General features: G+C 70.4%; 13 protein-coding genes. 9 read left to right on the plus strand and 4 right to left on the minus strand.

The window, feature by feature from the left end; translation table 11 throughout:
• Positions 1–23 precede the first annotated feature (23 nt).
• On the minus strand, positions 24–539 hold the full coding sequence (locus tag HF577_RS04845; RefSeq protein ID WP_169394504.1) for a PadR family transcriptional regulator: 516 nt from the start codon (positions 537–539) through the stop codon (positions 24–26).
• Between the two features lie 899 nt (positions 540–1,438).
• Between HF577_RS04845 and HF577_RS04850 the strand changes: the two genes are divergently transcribed.
• From HF577_RS04850 to HF577_RS04870, 5 genes are all read left to right on the plus strand, one after another.
• Positions 1,439–2,416 carry an ABC transporter permease gene (locus HF577_RS04850; protein WP_169394505.1) on the plus strand — a complete coding sequence of 326 codons (978 nt, stop codon included), beginning with the start codon at positions 1,439–1,441 and terminating at the stop codon, positions 2,414–2,416.
• 19 nt (positions 2,417–2,435) lie between these two features.
• Entirely contained in the window at positions 2,436–3,440 is a 1,005-nt protein-coding gene (locus tag HF577_RS04855; RefSeq protein WP_169394506.1) for an ABC transporter permease, read from the plus strand.
• Positions 3,437–5,599 (plus strand): ABC transporter ATP-binding protein, encoded by a 2,163-nt coding sequence (locus HF577_RS04860; RefSeq protein WP_169394507.1) that lies wholly within the window; start codon positions 3,437–3,439, stop codon positions 5,597–5,599. Before HF577_RS04855 ends, HF577_RS04860 begins: the two co-directional genes overlap by 4 nt.
• Before the next feature lie 93 nt (positions 5,600–5,692).
• Positions 5,693–7,390, plus strand: a complete 1,698-nt coding sequence (locus HF577_RS04865) for an ABC transporter family substrate-binding protein (RefSeq protein WP_169394508.1) — start codon at positions 5,693–5,695, stop codon at positions 7,388–7,390.
• An 11-nt stretch (positions 7,391–7,401) separates the two neighbouring features.
• On the plus strand, positions 7,402–8,367 hold the full coding sequence (locus HF577_RS04870; protein ID WP_169394509.1) for a DUF3592 domain-containing protein: 966 nt from the start codon (positions 7,402–7,404) through the stop codon (positions 8,365–8,367).
• Positions 8,368–8,374: 7 nt separating this feature from the next.
• Here HF577_RS04870 and HF577_RS39095 read toward each other — a convergent pair whose 3' ends face one another.
• Positions 8,375–8,929 (minus strand): DUF2087 domain-containing protein, encoded by a 555-nt coding sequence (locus tag HF577_RS39095; RefSeq protein WP_169394510.1) that lies wholly within the window; start codon positions 8,927–8,929, stop codon positions 8,375–8,377.
• A gap of 255 nt (positions 8,930–9,184) precedes the next feature.
• On the opposite strand from HF577_RS39095, the gene HF577_RS04880 reads away from it, so the two are divergent.
• Genes HF577_RS04880 through HF577_RS04895 form a run of 4 tightly spaced genes read left to right on the plus strand, consistent with a single transcriptional unit; the run spans position 9,185 to position 14,841 of the window.
• Positions 9,185–10,132 (plus strand): ABC transporter permease, encoded by a 948-nt coding sequence (locus HF577_RS04880; RefSeq protein WP_211173797.1) that lies wholly within the window; start codon positions 9,185–9,187, stop codon positions 10,130–10,132.
• Complete coding sequence (locus HF577_RS04885) at positions 10,129–11,067, plus strand: ABC transporter permease (protein WP_169394512.1); 939 nt, start codon at positions 10,129–10,131, stop codon at positions 11,065–11,067. Before HF577_RS04880 ends, HF577_RS04885 begins: the two co-directional genes overlap by 4 nt.
• Positions 11,064–13,136: an ABC transporter ATP-binding protein gene (locus tag HF577_RS04890; RefSeq protein WP_312858944.1), complete on the plus strand. Its 2,073-nt coding sequence runs from the start codon at positions 11,064–11,066 to the stop codon at positions 13,134–13,136. The genes HF577_RS04885 and HF577_RS04890 overlap by 4 nt, the downstream gene beginning before the upstream one ends.
• Before the next feature lie 31 nt (positions 13,137–13,167).
• Positions 13,168–14,841: an ABC transporter family substrate-binding protein gene (locus HF577_RS04895; protein ID WP_169394513.1), complete on the plus strand. Its 1,674-nt coding sequence runs from the start codon at positions 13,168–13,170 to the stop codon at positions 14,839–14,841.
• Between the two features lie 12 nt (positions 14,842–14,853).
• Here HF577_RS04895 and HF577_RS04900 read toward each other — a convergent pair whose 3' ends face one another.
• Entirely contained in the window at positions 14,854–15,873 is a 1,020-nt protein-coding gene (locus HF577_RS04900) for an acyl-CoA dehydrogenase family protein (protein WP_169394514.1), read from the minus strand.
• 9 nt (positions 15,874–15,882) lie between these two features.
• Positions 15,883–17,052: an acyl-CoA dehydrogenase family protein gene (locus HF577_RS04905; RefSeq protein WP_169394515.1), complete on the minus strand. Its 1,170-nt coding sequence runs from the start codon at positions 17,050–17,052 to the stop codon at positions 15,883–15,885.
• Positions 17,053–17,284 lie beyond the last annotated feature (232 nt).

Consider the following 17,284-nt stretch of genomic DNA (forward strand, 5'->3'; position numbering starts at 1 on the left):
CGCTCCAGGTTACGCGGTTGCGCTTACTCCGTCGGGATCGCGTCCAGCAGCTTGAGCATCGAACGGGCGTGCGCCACCGCGAAGTCGGCGACAGCCTTGCGGTGCGGGTCAGGCTCACCGCGCGCGGTGGCGCGGGCCGCCTCCAGCCGCGCGGTGTACGCCTCCCGGCTGCTGCGCACCAACTCGGCGCGCTGCTTGACCGTGAGCGACCCGGCGTAGAGCAGCCGCAGCACCAGCGGGCTGCGCAGCGGGTCGGCCCCGCCTCCCGTGGCGAGCCAGGCCTTGAACGACCGCCGCCCCGCCGCCGTGATCGCGTACTGCTGCGACGCTCGCGGACCCTGCTTCCCGAGCTTCAGCAACCCCGCGTCCGCGAGCACCGGCAACTCCCGGTACACCTGGCTCCGGGTGACGGAGAAGAAGGAGCCGAACCGCTGGCCCGCGGTCGCGACCAACTGCCCTCCGGTCATCGGCCCGTCGTGCAGCAGTCCGAGCAGCGCGGCGGCAGTGGCGTTCACGGCGGTCGCTCTCGCGGGCGGCATCCTCACACCGTGCCACCCCGGAGCCCCCAGCGCAGCCTCCACAATGGCCCCGAAGTCCGAAGTGGGCACGATCGGCGGCGCGGGCGAAGCATGATCGGCGATCTCGCGCACTCGCCGATCGCGCCCCCGACACGAGACCGAACGCGACGGAAATCCTCTCCCCTGCCCGGCTGATCGAATCGGTCGACAACGGGATGCCGATCTTGATGTCGATTCACGAATGCCGCGAGATCGCGTGGATCGGTTTCCGGACGAGGCCCGGACCGCGCTGGGCACAGCGCCGAGCGGGCTCGACGCCACGCTGACGAGGCTCCCGGCTGCCGGCATCGTCCGTGCTCGAGCGCACGCTCAGCCGTCCTGCCTCTGCCGAGCCCGGCCCGGCGATCCCCACCCGCGTCGCTCCGCCCCGGCACCGATTCGCCACGACCCCTTGTCCACACTGGTTCTCGGACTCGGATGATCACGGCACTCGGCCCGGTGGACCGTACAGAATGGTTCGACCCGAATCTCGCGCATTCGAACGAACCCGGAACATCCGACCGGGGGCGCCGAGGCCCCTCGGGTGCCGCTTCGACCTTCCGGCCGCGATCACCCGGCCGGCCTCGGGTCCCGTCCCCGATCCGGGTAGACGACGCGAACCCGCAGGACAGCCCAGTTGGAGTCGGCTCCGCCTGTAACGATCACATGAGCTGATTCCGAGTCACACCACCCCAGACCTGCCCAATCACCGCAGGCATGTGGATCTGCACGTTACGGGCGGCCACCGGACCCCGAAAACTCACACCGAACACACACAGGTGCATTCAAGGTACCCGCCAGTAGCCCGGCGGGTACACCCGTTTTCGCGCCGAGCGGACATACGGGCCGGTGAGACCCATCCGGCGTGAGCAAGGAGATCCATGGCTCGCTTCCTCGTGCGCCGACTGTTCAACTACGTGGCGCTCTGCCTCGTCGCCACCTTCCTGGCCTTCGCCCTCGCCGCACTGACGTTCGACCCGATAGCCAAGCTGCAGGAGCGCAACCCGCCGCCGCCGCAGTCCGCGATCGACGCCAAGCGGGCCGAGCTGCACCTCGACGAGCCGATCCCGGCGCGGTTCGTGCACTGGCTCGGCGACGCGGCGCGCGGCGACTTCGGCCAGACCGTCGTCAACACCTCCATCAGCGACGAGCTCCCCCGTCGCGTCGGCGTGAGCCTGCGGCTGTTCCTGCTCGGCACCGTGGTGGGGATCGGGCTCGGGGTGATCCTCGGGGTGGCCAGCGCCATCCGGCAGTACAAGTTCAGCGACTACTTCGCGACGCTGTTCTCGTTCGTCATCCTGTCCACGCCGGTGTTCCTGCTCGGGCTGCTCCTCAAGTACGGCGCGCTCCAGCTCAACACGGCAGCGGGAGCCCAGCTCCTCGTCTTCACCGGCGAGACGTCCCCGGGTTTCCAGGGGAGCTTCGGCGCCGCCCTGCTCGACCGCATCCAGCACCTCGTCCTGCCGACGCTGACGATCGCGCTGGGCCAGATCGCCTACTACAGCCGCTACCAGCGCAGCGCGATGCTCGACGTGCTGGGCAGCGACTTCCTGCGCACCGCGCAGGCCAAGGGGCTCACCCGGCGCAAGGCCCTGTTCAAGCACGGGCTGCGCACAGCGCTCGTGCCGATGGCCACGCTGTTCGCGTTCGGGTTCGGACTGCTGATCACCGGCGGCACGTTCACGGAGCGGATCTTCGGCTGGTACGGCATGGGCGACTGGCTGGTCTACGGCATCGAGCAGGACGACACGAACATCACGGCGACCGTCACGCTGTTCGTCGCCGTCCTGGTGCTGATCTCGGGCTGGCTGTCCGACGTGTTCTACGCCCTTCTCGACCCACGGGTCCGGCTGCGCTGACGCCGAACAGGAGATCCCGATGACCACCACAGATGTCGGCGCCGGTACGCACGTCCCCGCGGGCGGCGGAGCACCCGTCGAGGTTCCGTCGGGCCCCGCTGCCGCGGAGACCGAGGGCGTCACCCGCGGCCGGCTCGTCCTGCGCCGGTTCCTGCGCAACCGGCTCGCGCTCGCCGGGCTCGTCACGCTCGTGCTGCTCTATGCGGTGTCGCTGCTCAGCCCGCTGTTCGCGCCGTGGGCCTACAACCAGTACGACTACACCGCGTTCCTGCAGCCGCCCTCGCCCAGCCACTGGTTCGGCACCTCGCAGATCGGCGAGGACGTGTTCGCCCAGACCATGCGCGGGCTGCAGAAGTCACTCACGATCGGCCTGCTCACCGGACTGATCTCGATCGTCATCGCGTCGCTGGTCGGCGCCTCCGCCGGCTACTTCGGCGGCTGGGTCGACCGCGGTCTGATGTGGGTGGTCGACCTGCTCCTCGTGCTGCCGTCGTTCCTCATCATCGCGGTGATCTCCCCCGCGCTGCGGGGCAGCAGCTGGATCTGGTTCGTGCTCCTGCTGGGTGTGTTCGCCTGGATGATCACCGCGCGGATCCTGCGCGGGATGACGCTGACGCTGCGCGAGCGCGAGTTCGTCAAGGCCGCGAAGTTCATGGGCGCCCCGTCGTCGCTGATCATCCGGCGGCACATCCTGCCGAACATGGCGTCACTGATGATCATCGACGTCACGATCACGGTGGGTGCCACCATCCTGCTCGAGACGGGGCTGTCCTACTTCGGCTTCGGCGTGCAGCCTCCCGACGTCTCGCTGGGCACCCTGATCCGCGCCGGCAGCGACGCGGCGGTCACCACCCCCTGGCTGTTCCTGTTCGCAGGCGGCCTGCTGGTCATCTCGGTGCTGGCCGTCAACTTCATCGGCGACGGCCTGCGTGACGCGCTCGACCCGAACTCCCGCGGAGGCCGCCGCCGGCAGAAGTCGGCCCGCAAGTCGGCAAGCAAGACGAAGAAGGTCGCCACCTCATGACGATGATCGACTCCGACGTGCTGGCCGACCCCGGTCTCCCACCCGGCCCCGATGACGCCCTGCTGGAGGTCTCCGACCTCGAAGTGTCCTTCCCCAGCGAGGACGGCCGCGTGCGTGCGGTGCGCGGGATCAGCTACCGGGTGGCCCCCGGCGAGGTACTGGGCATCGTCGGCGAGTCCGGCTCGGGCAAGTCGGTGTCCTCCCTGGCCGTGATGGGGCTCCTGCCGCCGTCGGCGAAGATCAGCGGCTCGATCCGGCTGCGCGGGCAGGAGCTGCTCGGCCTGTCGGACACCGAGCTGTCGCGGATCCGCGGCCGGAAGATCGCCATGGTGTTCCAGGACCCGCTCTCGGCCCTGACCCCCGTCTACACGGTCGGCGACCAGATCGCCGAGGCCCTGCTGGTGCACGGTGGCCGCTCGATGACCGCGAAGGCCGCGGCGAAGCGGTCCGTGGAGCTGCTCGACCTCGTCGGCATCCCGAACGCCACGGACCGGGTGAACGCGTTCCCGCACGAGTTCTCCGGCGGGATGCGCCAGCGGGCCGTGATCGCGATGGCGATCGCCAACGACCCCGACCTGATCATCGCCGACGAGCCGACCACCGCCCTGGACGTCACGGTGCAGGCCCAGGTCCTGGAGGTGCTCAAGACCGCGCAGGAGGTGACGGGCGCGGGGATCGTGCTGATCACGCACGACCTCGGGGTCGTCGCGGGCACGGCCGACCGCGTGGTCGTGATGTACGCGGGGAAGGCGGTGGAGACGGGCACCGTCGACGAGATCTTCGCGGCGCCCCGCATGCCGTACACGCTCGGCCTGCTCGGCTCCATCCCCCGCCTCGACATCGGACGCGGGCAGCCGCTCGTGCCGATCGAGGGCCAGCCCCCGTCGATGGTCGCGCTGCCCCCGGGCTGCCCGTTCGGTCCCCGCTGTCCGCTGCACGTCGACGCCTGTGACCAGGCCGAACCCGAGCTGCTCGTGGCGCCGGGAGCCTCCGGGGACCACCGCGCCGCCTGCATCCGCACGGCCGAGCTGGCCGAGGCCGACGCCGAGGGCGGCGAGCTCGCCGCCGAGGTCTTCGACGCACACGTCGTGGACACCTCGGCGCTCCACACCGTGCCCCGCACCGAGCGCGAGGTGGTGCTCGGTGTCGACGGGCTGGTGAAGCACTACCCGGTGCGCACGGGCAGCGTCTTCCGCCGCAAGGTCGGCGCGGTGCAGGCCGTGGACGGCGTGACGTTCGACGTGCGCGCCGGTGAGACCCTCGGCCTCGTCGGCGAGTCGGGCTGCGGCAAGTCGACGACGATCCTCGAGATCATGGGACTGGAGCCGCCGATGGGCGGTTCGGTGCAGGTGCTGGGCTCCGACATCACGGGCCTGTCGAAGGCCGACCGCAAGCGGATCCGGCGCGACCTGCAGATCGTGTTCCAGGACCCGATGGCCTCGCTCGACCCGCGGCTTCCGGTGCGCGACCTGATCGCGGAGCCGCTCGAGGTGCAGGGTTTCTCCAAGGAGCAGATCGCGCAGCGCGTCCCGGAGCTGATGCGGCTGGTCGGGCTGCGGTCCGAGCAGATCAACCGCTACCCGGGGGAGTTCTCCGGCGGCCAGCGCCAACGCATCTGCATCGCCCGCGCGCTCGCGCTGGAGCCGAAGGTGCTGGTGCTCGACGAGCCGGTCTCCGCACTCGACGTCTCGATCCAGGCCGGGGTGCTCAACCTGCTCGACGAGCTCAAGGTGCGCCTCGGGCTCGCCTACCTGTTCGTGGCGCACGACCTGTCGGTGGTGCGCCACATCGCCGACCGGGTGGCCGTGATGTACCTGGGCAAGATCGTCGAGATCGGCAGCGTGGACGAGGTGTTCGCCGCGCCGCAGCACCCGTACACCCAGGCGCTGCTGTCGGCGATCCCCGTGCCCGACCCCGAGGTCGAGCGCCGCCGCGAGCGCGTCCTGCTCCACGGCGACATGCCCAGCCCCGCCAACCCGCCGTCCGGCTGCCGGTTCCGCACCCGCTGCCCGCTGTTCCTCACGCTCGACGCGGACCAGCAGGCCCGGTGCATCGGCGAGGAGCCGCTGCGGCGGCCCGCGCAGCCCGCCGAGCCGGGAACGGCCGTGGTCGACCACGAGGCGGCCTGCCACTGGGCCCGGATCAAGACCGTCGTCTAGCTCCGCTCCGCCCGCCCCCGAACGTCCGTCATCCCCGAGTGACGGCCCCACCCCGTAGCGATTCCACGAGCTGCGGATGAACCAGGAGGAACAATGAAACCGTCACGTCGAGGAGCGGGGTTGGTGGCGCTCGCCGCGGCCACCGCGCTCGTGCTGACCGCCTGTGGCGGCGGGGGTGGAAGCGGAACGGCCGGCGACGTCACTGGCGGGGCGCCGCCGGCGGCCGGCAACGACATGAACCCGGTCGCCTACGACCAGGTCCGCGACGGCGGCGACTTCTTCTGGTCGATCGACAGCCTGCCGCCGCAGTACAACTACAACCAGCTTGACGGCACGGAGCGCAACAACAAGGACATCATCGACTCGATGGTGCCCGAGATCATGAAGGGTGACGCGCAGAGCGTCTACCAGATCGACCCGGACTACCTCGAGTCGGCGGAGCTCACCAGTACCGACCCCCAGGTGGTCACGTACAAGCTGAACCCCAAGGCCAAGTGGAACAGCGGACGGCCGATCGACTGGACCGACTTCGACGCCCAGTACAAGGCGCTCAACGGGTCCAACCCGGCCTACGTCGTGTCCGGCACCACCGGTTATGACGTGATCCAGTCGGTGACCCAGGGCGCCACCCCCCAGGAGGTGGTGGTCACCTACAGCTCGAAGTTCGCGGACTGGAAGGGCAACTTCCTGCCGCTCTACCCCCGCGAGACGAACTCCGACCCCAAGGTCTTCAACGAGGGCTGGATCAGCCAGCCGCTGAACGACCAGACCGCCGGGCCGTTCAAGCTCGAGAGCGTCGACGCCACAGCGAAGCGGATCACCGTGGTGCGCAACGAGAAGTGGTGGGGCCAGCCGGCCAAGCTCGACCGCATCGTCTACGTCGCGCTCGACCAGGCGGCACAGGCCGACGCGTTCGCCAACGGCTCGCTGAGCTTCCTGACGATCGGCCCGAGCGTGGCGACCTTCCAGCGTGCCCAGCAGGTGCCCGACACGGTCATCCGTAAGGCGAACGGGCCCAACTACCGCCACATCACCTTCAACGGTGCCCCGGGCTCCATCCTGGAGGACCCGAAGCTGCGACTGGCGATCATGAAGGGCATCGACCGCAACGTCATCACGCAGTCGCAGATCGGCCCGATCGTCCCCGGCGCCAAGCCGCTCGGCAACCACCTCTACGTGGAGGGCCAGGAGGGCTACGAGGACCACTCCGGCGTGGTCGCCTTCGACCCGGAGAAGGCAAAGTCGGAGCTCGACGCCCTGGGCTGGACCCTGCAGGGCAACGTGCGGGCCAAGGACGGCAAGCAGCTCGTGATCCGTGACGTCATCCCCACCGGCACGCCGGTGAGCGAGGCGGAGGCGCGGATCGTGCAGCAGCAGCTCGCCGCGATCGGTGTGCAGGTGACCATCGACTCGGTGCCGAGCGACAACTTCTTCGAGCAGTTCGTCAACGTCGGCAACTTCGACATCACGCACTTCGCGTGGCTCAGTACCCCGTCGCCGATCAGCTCGTCGAGCGGGATCTACCGGCTGGTCGACGGCACGGTCGGCCAGAACTACGGCCGCATCGGCAACCAGAAGATCAACGACCTGCTGGTGCAGGCCAACGCCGAGCTCGACCCGGTGAAGCAGCGCGTGATCGTCAACGAGATCGACACGGAGCTGTGGAACATCGGGCACTCGCTGCTCACCTACCAGCGCCCGGACGCGGTGGCCGTGAAGCCCAATGTCGTCAACTTCGGCGCCAAGGGGTTCGCGGACTACAACTACACCCTCATCGGCTTCGCCAAGTGAGGTCGTAGTCCTTGACCAGCGGCAGCGCAGCGGGCGGAGGGCGTCTCGGCACCCTCCGCCCGCTGCGCCACGCCCTGCTCACCACCGCAGTCGTCCTCGCCGTGTGCGGGGTGCTGGCCGGCGTCGCGGCGACCGAGTTCGCTGCGGCGTCGGCGCACATCGGCGCCGCGACCGGCCGGGCCGAGGGTGTGGTCGAGGCAGCTCGTGACGAGTCATCGGTGCTGGTCCGCTGGACCCCGCCAGGGCAGGCGGAACGGGTCGACGCCGTGGAGTCGGCCGGCACACCCCCCGCGCCCGGCGCGCGTACCGAGGTGGCGTTCGACCCCGCCGACCCCACGAATCCGCTGATTCCCGGCGCGCGGATCCTCGCCGGCGCCGACCGGGCACTCACGACGCTCGCATTCAGCCTCGTCGTCGCCCTGCTCGTGGTCGGCGTGCTCGCCTGGCAGGTGGTCACCCGCAGGCGGGCGTTCACGCAGCCGGTGCGGTCGGTGCCCGTCCGCCGGGTGCGCTGGCAGGCCGGGCTGGCCACCCGCAGCTACCTCGAGACCGACACCCAGCCGGGGCGCTGGATCCCCGTGCACTTCGACCCGGTGCTCGTCGGCCTCCCCTCCCCTACGGTCGTCCGACTGCACGGTGACCCGCTGCGGGACCGCCTGGTGGCCGCCACCGTCACCGATGCCGACGGGGAGCACCCGCTCGTCCCGTCCGGGCCGGTGCGCCTGGACGAGCCACGCGGCCACCGCACCGACAACCCGTCGCGGCCCGACGCCACCGTCGGCGCCCGCGCCGCGGCGCTGGCGCGCATGACCCGGCAGCTGCAGGCCGACCTCCCGCTCGTCGTGCCGGCCCCGTTCATCGGCCTGCTGTGGACCTACGTCGACCGCGGTGGGCTGCTGACCTGGGTGGCCGTCACGGCCCTGACGGCAGCACTCGGCCTGTGGCTCGGGGCCGTGCGCGGCTCCGACCCCACCTGACCCGCCGTCAGTCGCGCTCGTCGAGCACGTCGATCCAGCCACCGGAGCGCCAGTACTCGCCGGCGTCGCGGGCCAGGAGCTGGTGGTCCACCAAGTAGCGGCGCAGGGTGGCGTGGTCCGCGGCGCCACCGTCGGTCCACGCCCGCAGCACCGCGTCCACCTCCCGCTCCGGGTAGCGGCGGCCGGGCTCGAAGCTCTGCGCCACGTGCTCCAGCACCATCCGGCGTTTCGGCCCCTGCGCCGGGAACGACAGCAGCCGCCCCTCGCGCACGAACCGGCCGACGACCTGCTCGACGCCGGGATCGGCGTAGCCGAGGTCCTCGACGGGGACGACGGGCGCCGCGGAGCGGGCGGCCTCCTTGAACAGCTCGGCCCGCACCTCGAACCTGTCGTCCACGAGCCCGCCCGCCTGCAGCTTCTGCAGCGCCCGCCCGACCTCGCGCGGGGCCAGGCCCGTGGCTGCGCCGACGTCGGTGGGCGTGCGGGCGCCCAGCACGAGTGCGGACACGACACGCAGGCGGTCGGGCTCCGCGAGCAGCCCGACGATCTCGGCAGGAGTCACGGCCGTCGAGATTACCGGTTCTCCGGACAGGGACGCCGGAGCGCCCGAATCCACGCAGAGACGGCACGACCTCGTGCGAAGCGACGAATCGTAGAAATCGTTCCAGCGGGCGAATGGGAACATTTCCCGAGAAGGCGTCCATGATCAGTTCTCGCAGGTATCCTCGGGGATTGATCCGACGCCGAGCCGTGCGAGAGAGCGAGCCCCGACCGCGTGTTGAGACACCTTCTCGAGAAGAGTCTCGGTTGGCTACTCATGATCGTCGTGGCCACCAACCTCACGTACTTCCTGGCCAGCCTCTTCCTGGATCCGCGGGCCAACTACCTGCAGCTGAGGCCACCGCGATCCCCCGAGGAGATCGACCGCTCGCTGGCCCAGTACAACCTCAGCCCGGCCACCCCGCTCCTCGACCGCTGGTGGCACTGGATCAGTGACATCGTTCTGCACTGGAATTGGGGCTATTCACCGGTCGGCGTCAGCGTCAACACCCAGATCGCCTTCCGGATCGGTGTCAGCGCACAGCTCGTGCTGCTGTCGATGATTCTCTCCACGGTCCTCGGTATCGCCCTCGGCGTCTATACCGCGGGCCGCCAGTACCGCTTCGCCGACCGGTTCCACCAGGCGCTGTCGATCATCACGATCAACGTTCCCACCGTCGTCGCCTCGCTCGTGGTGGTCCTGCTCGCGATCATGCTCAACCAGTCGCTCGGCACCACCCTGCTCTTCGTCGCGGGCGCGCAGTCGCCGACGGTCAGCGGGTTCTGGCCGCTGGTACTCGACCGGATCCGGCACCTCGTCCTGCCGACCGTCGCGCTCACGCTCATCAGCTACGCGGGCTACCACCTGCTGCAGCGCTCGCTGCTGCTCGACACCATCAACTCCGACTACGTGCGGACGGCGCGGGCCAAGGGCCTGACCCGCAAGGAGGCCATCCGGCGCCACGGCCTGCGCACGTCGCTGATACCGGTCGCCACCTCCGTCGCCTTCGCGGTGCCTGCGTTGTTCACCGGAGCCGTGATCACGGAGACGATCTTCGGCTGGCAGGGCATGGGCCAGTACTTCACGTCGACGATCAGCAACAACGACATCAACGGTGTGGTCGCCGTCGCCGCGTTCGGCGCGCTGATGACCGCGATCGGGGCGATCCTCGCCGACATCGCGGTGGTGGTGCTCGACCCGCGGGTCCGGATGGCCGGCTCATGACCGCCAACTTCCCGGGCCCGGTCCCGACGGTCGATCTCGGCGCGGAGCCCTCCACCGCCGAGAAGCGCATGACCCGCGCCCGGCTGAGCAGGCGCCGGCTCTACCTGCGCCGGTTCCTGCGGAGCAAGGGCGCCGTGGCCGGGCTGGTGATCCTCGGCCTCCTCGTGCTGTTCGCCCTGCTGGGCGGCGAGTTCACGCCGTACTCGTACAGCGACGTCGACTTCGCGGGCCTGACGGCGCCACCGTCACCCGACCACATCCTCGGCACCGACAGCGCGGGCAACGACACGTTCGCCCAGGCCGTCCACGGCCTGCAGCGGTCGCTCGTCATCGCCGTGTCGGTGTCGGCCCTCACGACGGTCATCTCGGCGTTCGTCGGTGCCGTCGCGGCCTACCTCGGCGGCACCACCGAGAAGGTCGTCCTCGGGATCGTGCACTTCCTGCTGGTGGTGCCCTCGTTCCTGATCCTCGCCCTGGTCTCGCAGAAGGCCGGGGGCGACTGGAGGGTGCTCATCGTCGTCCTGACGGTGTTCGGCTGGATGTACAACGCGCGCGTGGTGTGGGCACTGGCCACCTCCTTGCGCGAGCGGGAGTACGTCCTCGCGGCCCGCTTCATGGGGGTCGGCCGGGTCCGGATCGTGCTGCGCCACCTGATCCCCAACATCGGGTCGCTGCTCGTCGTGACGTTCACCATCGGGGTGGTCGCAACCGTCCAGGGCGAGACCGCGCTGTCGTTCATCGGGTTCGGGGTGCAGCCGCCCGACGTCTCGCTGGGCACCATGCTCAACGACGGTGCCGACACGGTCTCCAGCGCGCCCTGGCTGTTCTACGTCCCGGCGGTGCTCGTCACCCTCCTGACCGTCTCGATGGCGTTGATCGGCGACGGGCTGCGCGACGCGCTCGATCCGACGTCCCGATCCGGCGGTGGGGCGTGACCCCGGCAGCGGAAGCCGACCCCGTGCTCTCCGTCCGCGACCTCGAGGTCTCCTTCCCCTCCGAAGCCGGCCGCGTGCACGCGGTCCGCGGCGTCGGCTTCGACCTGTACCCGGGCCGCACCCTGGGCATCGTCGGGGAGTCGGGCTCGGGCAAGTCGGTCACCTCGATGGCGGTGATGGGCCTGCTCCCGGACTACGCGGCGGTGCGCGGCTCCGTCACGCTCGGCACCAGGGAGCTGCTCGGCCTCGACGACCGGCAGATGTCCGAGATCCGCGGGCGCGAGCTCGGGATGGTCTTCCAGGATCCGCTGGCGGCACTGACACCGATCTTCACCGTGGGACGCCAGGTCGTCGAGGCGTTGCAGATCCACCAGGACCTCGACCGGAACGCCGCCTGGAAACGGGCGGTGGAGCTGCTCGACCTGGTCGGCATCCCGAACGCGGCGGCGCGGGCCCGGTCGTTCCCGCACGAGTTCTCCGGCGGGATGCGCCAGCGCGTCGTCATCGCCATGGCGATCGCCAACGGTCCACGGGTCCTCGTCGCCGACGAGCCGACCACCGCACTGGACGTCACGGTGCAGGCGCAGATCCTCGACGTCCTCCAGCTCGCCCGCGCCGAGACGGGCGCTGCGCTCATCCTGATCACCCACGACCTCGGCGTCGTCGCCGGCACCGCCGACGACGTGCTCGTGATGTACGCGGGGCGCCCGGTGGAGCGGGCCCCGGTCGGCGAGCTGTTCGCGCGGCCCCGGATGCCCTACACGATCGGGCTGCTCGGTGCCGTCCCGCGGGTGGACAGCGCCGAGCGCCGTCCGCTCCTGCCGATCACCGGCAACCCACCGCTCCTGGTCGATCTGCCCGCGGGTTGTCCGTTCGAGCCGCGCTGCCCGATCTCCGTGGCGGAATGCGCCGTCGAGGAGCCCGTGCTGACGCCGGTCTCCCCCGACGGGGAGCATGCCGCGGCCTGCATCCGCGCCGGGCACATCGCCGACGGCCGGGTCGACGGGGCCGCGATCTACCCCGTGCCGCGCGCACCGGTGGCGCCGGCGGCTGCGATCCCCCGCGAGCGGCGCCCCGCCGTGCTCGAACTGGACGGCGTCAGCAAGACGTTTCCTCTGCTCAAGGGGACGCTGCTGAAACGACGTGTCGGCTCGGTGTACGCGATCTCCGGGGTCGGGTTCGACATCCGCGAAGGCGAGACGCTGGGGCTGGTCGGCGAGTCGGGCTGCGGGAAGACCACCACCCTGCTGGAGGTCATGAACCTCCGCGCGCCGGAGCAGGGCAGCATCCGGGTCACGGGCGTCGACGTGTCGGACCTGGCGGACCGGCGCCAGGAACGGGCTCTGCGACGGAAGCTGCAGATGGTGTTCCAGGACCCGATGGGCGCCCTCGACCCGCGGCTGACGATCTTCGACATCCTCGCCGAGCCGTTGCGGGCGGTCGGTGAGGCGAACCGGGAGACGATCGGGCGCCGCGTCGACGAGCTGATGGAGCTGGTCGGGCTCGACCCGGAACACAGCGACCGGTTCCCCACCGCCTTCTCCGGCGGACAGCGCCAGCGCATCGGCATCGCCCGTGCGCTGGCCACCAACCCGTCGCTCGTGGTGCTGGACGAGCCGGTCTCGGCCCTGGACGTCTCCATCCAGGCGGGCATCATCAACCTTCTCAACGATCTCAAGGCCGAGCTCGGGCTGTCCTACCTCTTCGTCGCCCACGACCTCGCCGTGGTGCGGCACATCTCGGACCGGGTCGCGGTGATGTACCTGGGCCGGATCGTCGAGATCGGCACCGTCGACGAGGTCTTCGACGACCCGCGCCACCCGTACTCCCACGCGCTGCTCTCGGCGATCCCGGTGACCGACCCGCAGGTCGAGCGCACCAGGGAACGGGTGGTCCTGCGCGGCGACCTGCCCAGCCCCACCGACTCCTCCCCCGGCTGCCGGTTCGTCAGCCGGTGCCCCCTGCACCCCGCGCTCGACGCCACGCAGCGCGCGCGGTGCGTGGCCGAGACCCCCGAGCTGACCGGTGCGGGCGGCTCCGATCACCTGAACGCCTGTCACTTCCGCTGATGCCCGGCAGCTCGTCGAGGGGAGACCGACCATGCACGTCCTGAAGCGCCCCGCCGCACTCGCGGCCGCCGCCGTGCTGTCGGTGGCGCTCGCGGCCTGCGGCACCACGTCGAACGGCGGCGAGGTCAGCGCCCAGTCGCTCGCCTCCCAGGTCGCGTACAACCCGCAGCCCTACGACAACATCAGGGACGGGGGCACGCTCACCACCTCGTTGCCGGAGCTCACCCCCCAGTTCAACAACTGGCAGAGCGACGGTGCCACGGTCGACGGCGCGCAGGTCTGGAGCTGGTACAACCCGGACCTCATCACGTTCACCGCCGACGGCAAGGCCGTCTTCGACCCGGACTACCTCACGGACGTGAAGCAGGAGACCGTCGACGGGAACACCCGGGTCACCTACACGATCAATCCGAAAGCGGTCTACAACGACGGCACGCCCATCGACTGGACCTCCTTCGACGCCGTGTGGAAGGCCGACCGGGGCACCGATCCGGCCTACCTCGTGGCGTCCACCGACGGCTACGACCGCGTCTCGTCGCTGACACCCGGCGTGAACTCCCGCCAGGTGGTGGTGACGTTCAGGGGCATCAACCTGTGGTGGCAGAACCTGTTCGGCTCGCTGCTGCACCCGAAGGCCCTCTCCCCGGCCGTGTTCAACCAGGGCTACATCGACAACCCGCACCCGGAATGGGGCGCCGGCCCGTACACGATCAGCAAGTTCGACCAGCAGAACGGCATCATCACCTTCGAGCGCAACCCGAGGTGGTGGGGCCGGAAGGGCAAGCTCGACTCGCGGACCTTCGTCGTCATGGAGGACTCGGCCGCCCTCAACGCGTTCAAGAACGGCCAGATCGACGCGGTGTCGGCGGGCACCAAGGACCGGCTGGCGCAGCTGTCGGGACAACCGGGCACCGAGATCCGCAAGAGCACCTCGCTGCAGGTCGACTACTTCACGCTCAACGGCACCAGCCCCGTCCTGTCCGACGTCCAGGTGCGCAAGGCGGTACTCGAGGCCATCGACCGCAACGAGATCACGAAGGTCCAGCTCCAGGGCCTCGGCTACACCACGGCCCCGGCGGGCTCCTTGATCCTGCTGCCGTTCCAGGACGGCTACCAGGACGACTTCGGCAAGGTCATCCGCTTCGACCCCCGGCAGGCGGAGAAGGACCTCGACGCCGCGGGGTGGACGCCCGGTCCGGACGGCGTCCGGGCCAAGAACGGCAAGCCACTGGAGTTCAGCTACGTCAACACCGGCGACGACCCGATCGGCAAGGCGATCGCCGGTGCCACCGCGGCGATGCTCAAGAACGTCGGCATCAAGCTGGACATCCGGCAGGTTCCCTCGAGCGACTTCTCGAAGATCATCACCGGGCAGCAGTTCGACATGTTCTACTCGGGCGCCGTGGACGGCAGCCCGTTCGGGATCGCGCAGATCTGCCAGCTGTACTGCTCGGACACCCAGTTCCTCAAGTCCGGTGTCAACAGCCCGGCGAACGACGCCCTCGTCCGGTCCGTGAACACGCTGCCCACCGCGCAGCAGCAGTACGCGAGGGCGTCCGAGGCGGAGATCGCGACGTTCCGGACCTACGGCGTCATGCCGACCGTCAACCTGCCGGAGATCGACGCGGTCAGGACCGGCCTGGCCAACTACGGGCCGGGGCGCTACTTCAGCACCACACCGGAGAACATCGGCTGGCAGAAGTAGCGCCCGTCCGCATCAGCGGGTGATCGTGAGGTCGGCGATCCTCCCGCGATGGGCGGCGGAGTCGCCGAACTGGCCGGCCAGCCGCTTGGCGCGCTTGTAGTAGAAGTGCGACTCGTGCTCCCAGGTGTATCCGATGCCGCCGTGGTACTGGATCATCGCGGCGGTCGCGTCGACGGCGACGTCACCTGCCTTGGCCTTTGCCACCGAGACGGCGAGCGGGGCGTCGGACAACCCGGTGTCCACGGCATGGGCGGCGTAGAGCACGGCGTGCTCGGCCATGGTCACACCGATGTGCAGGTCGGCCAGCGCGTGCTTGATCACCTGGAACGACCCGACCGGCACGCCGAACTGCTGCCGTTCGCGGTCGTAGGCCACCGTGCGGGAGAGCGCCTCGCGCGCGATCCCGACCAGGTCGGCGGCGACGAGGACGGTGGCGCGCGCCGCGAGCTCGTCGAGCACCTCGGCGCTCGCCCCCGGCAGGGCCTGACCCGCGCCCGCCTCCAGCGCGGCGAGCCGCACCGTGCCGTCGTAGGAGCCCTGCCGTGTGGCGGGGGCGCCCTCGACCAGTACAAGCCCGTCGCCCGACCGCGCGACGACGACGTCAGCGATCTCGCCGTACTCCACCGTCGGGAGCGTGCCCGGGGCGCTGCCCCGCAGGGTCAGCGCGCCCACGGCGTCACCACCGGCGAGCCTGGGGAGCCAGGCCGCCTGCTGCTCGTCCGACCCGGCCAGCCGGATCGCCTCCGCGGCCAGCACGGTGCCCCGCCACGGTCCCGGGGCCGCGCCGGCGCCGAGCTCGCGGGCGATCACCTGTGCCTCGACCAGCCCGAGCCCGAGCCCGTCGTGCTCCTCGGGCACGAGCACCGCCAGCCAGCCCTGCTCGGCGGCGGCCTTCCAGAGCGACGCGGGGTGCCCGTCGCCCGCCGGATCCTCGACGACCGCGCGGACTGCCTCCAGGTCGAACCGATCGGCGAGGTAGCCGCGCACGGCGGCACCGAACTCGCGCTGGTCCTCGGTCGGGGCGAAGAACATGACCAGCTCCTATCGCGGGAGGCCGAGCACGCGCTCGGCGGTGATGTTGCGCTGCACCTGCGAGGACCCGCCCCAGATCGTGACGGACCGCGACCACATCGACTGGGCGTGCAGCGGCCGGATGTCGAGTCCGTCGATCGCGTCGAGCGTGGCGTCCTCGCCCAGGACGTCGTCGAAGACCTCCCACAGGTCCTGGAACGTCTCCGACCACTGCAGCTTCGTCATCGAGGCCTCGAAGCCGAGGTCGCGCCCCTGCTCCACCTGCGTGAGCACGTGCATGGCGTGCAGGCGCAGGCACTCCAGTTCGGTGAGGACCCGGGCGAGCTTGTCGCGCACCACCGGGTCGCGGTCGCGGCCGAGCTTCTTCGCCACCGCGACGATCTCGTCGTACTGGCGGCGGAACTCGGTGTACTGGGCGATGCCGGACGCGCCGCGCTCGAAGGAGAGCAGCAGCATCGCCGTGCGCCAGCCGTCGCCGATCTCCCCGAGGCAGTCGGTGGCAGGCACCCGCGCGTCGGTGAAGAACACCTCGCCGAACTCGCTGGCCCCGCTCATCTGCTTGAGCGGCCGCGCCTCGACGCCGGGCTGGTGCATGTCGATCAGCAGCATCGAGATGCCACGGTGCTTGGCGGAGCCTGCCTCCGTGCGCACCATGGTGAAGATCTTGTCGCCGTGCACGGCGTTGGTGGTCCACACCTTCTGGCCGTTGACCACGAAGTCGTCACCGTCACGCACGCCTCTCGTGGACAGCGCCGCGAGGTCGGAGCCGGCGCCGGGCTCGGAGAAGCCCTGGCACCAGATCACCTCGTTGCGCAGGAGCGGCCCGACGATCTCCTTCTTCTGCGCGTCCGTGCCGATCGCCATCACGGTGGGGGCGAGGAACGACAGACCGAGCGGGTTGACGGTGCGCGGGGCGCGCGCCAGCACCATCTCCTCGTCGTAGATCGCCCGCATGCCCGGGGTGCCGCCGCGGCCGCCGAACTCGGTGGGCCACTCGATGCCCGCGAAGCCGGCGAGCGCCTTGTCGCGCTCCCAGTCCCGGCGCAGCCGGAAGCTCTCGTCGTCGCCGAGCGACTCCCAGAAGCCCGGCCGCTGCCACTCCTCCGCGATGTTGGCCAGCAACCAGGACCGCAGCTCGCTGCGGAACTCCTCCTCCGCTGCGGTGTACGTCAGGTCCATGCGGCCTCCTCGTCACGATCGCGCTGGGATCACCTTGGCATACCGACGAGTAACCTGCGTACCCCTCACCTGACACCGACCCCGACAACCCGCGAGTCGCCCGATCCACGGGCCCGAGTCGCCCGGCGCACCGCCCCCACGCGTCCTCGCAGAGCCGCCGTGCTCCCCGCAGGGCCCACAACATCTGCGAGGAGCACAGCCGGTCTGCGAGGACGCCGAACCACCCGCGAGT

Source organism: Pseudonocardia xinjiangensis, from assembly GCF_012911925.1.
In the GTDB taxonomy this organism is placed as follows: domain Bacteria; phylum Actinomycetota; class Actinomycetes; order Mycobacteriales; family Pseudonocardiaceae; genus Pseudonocardia; species Pseudonocardia xinjiangensis.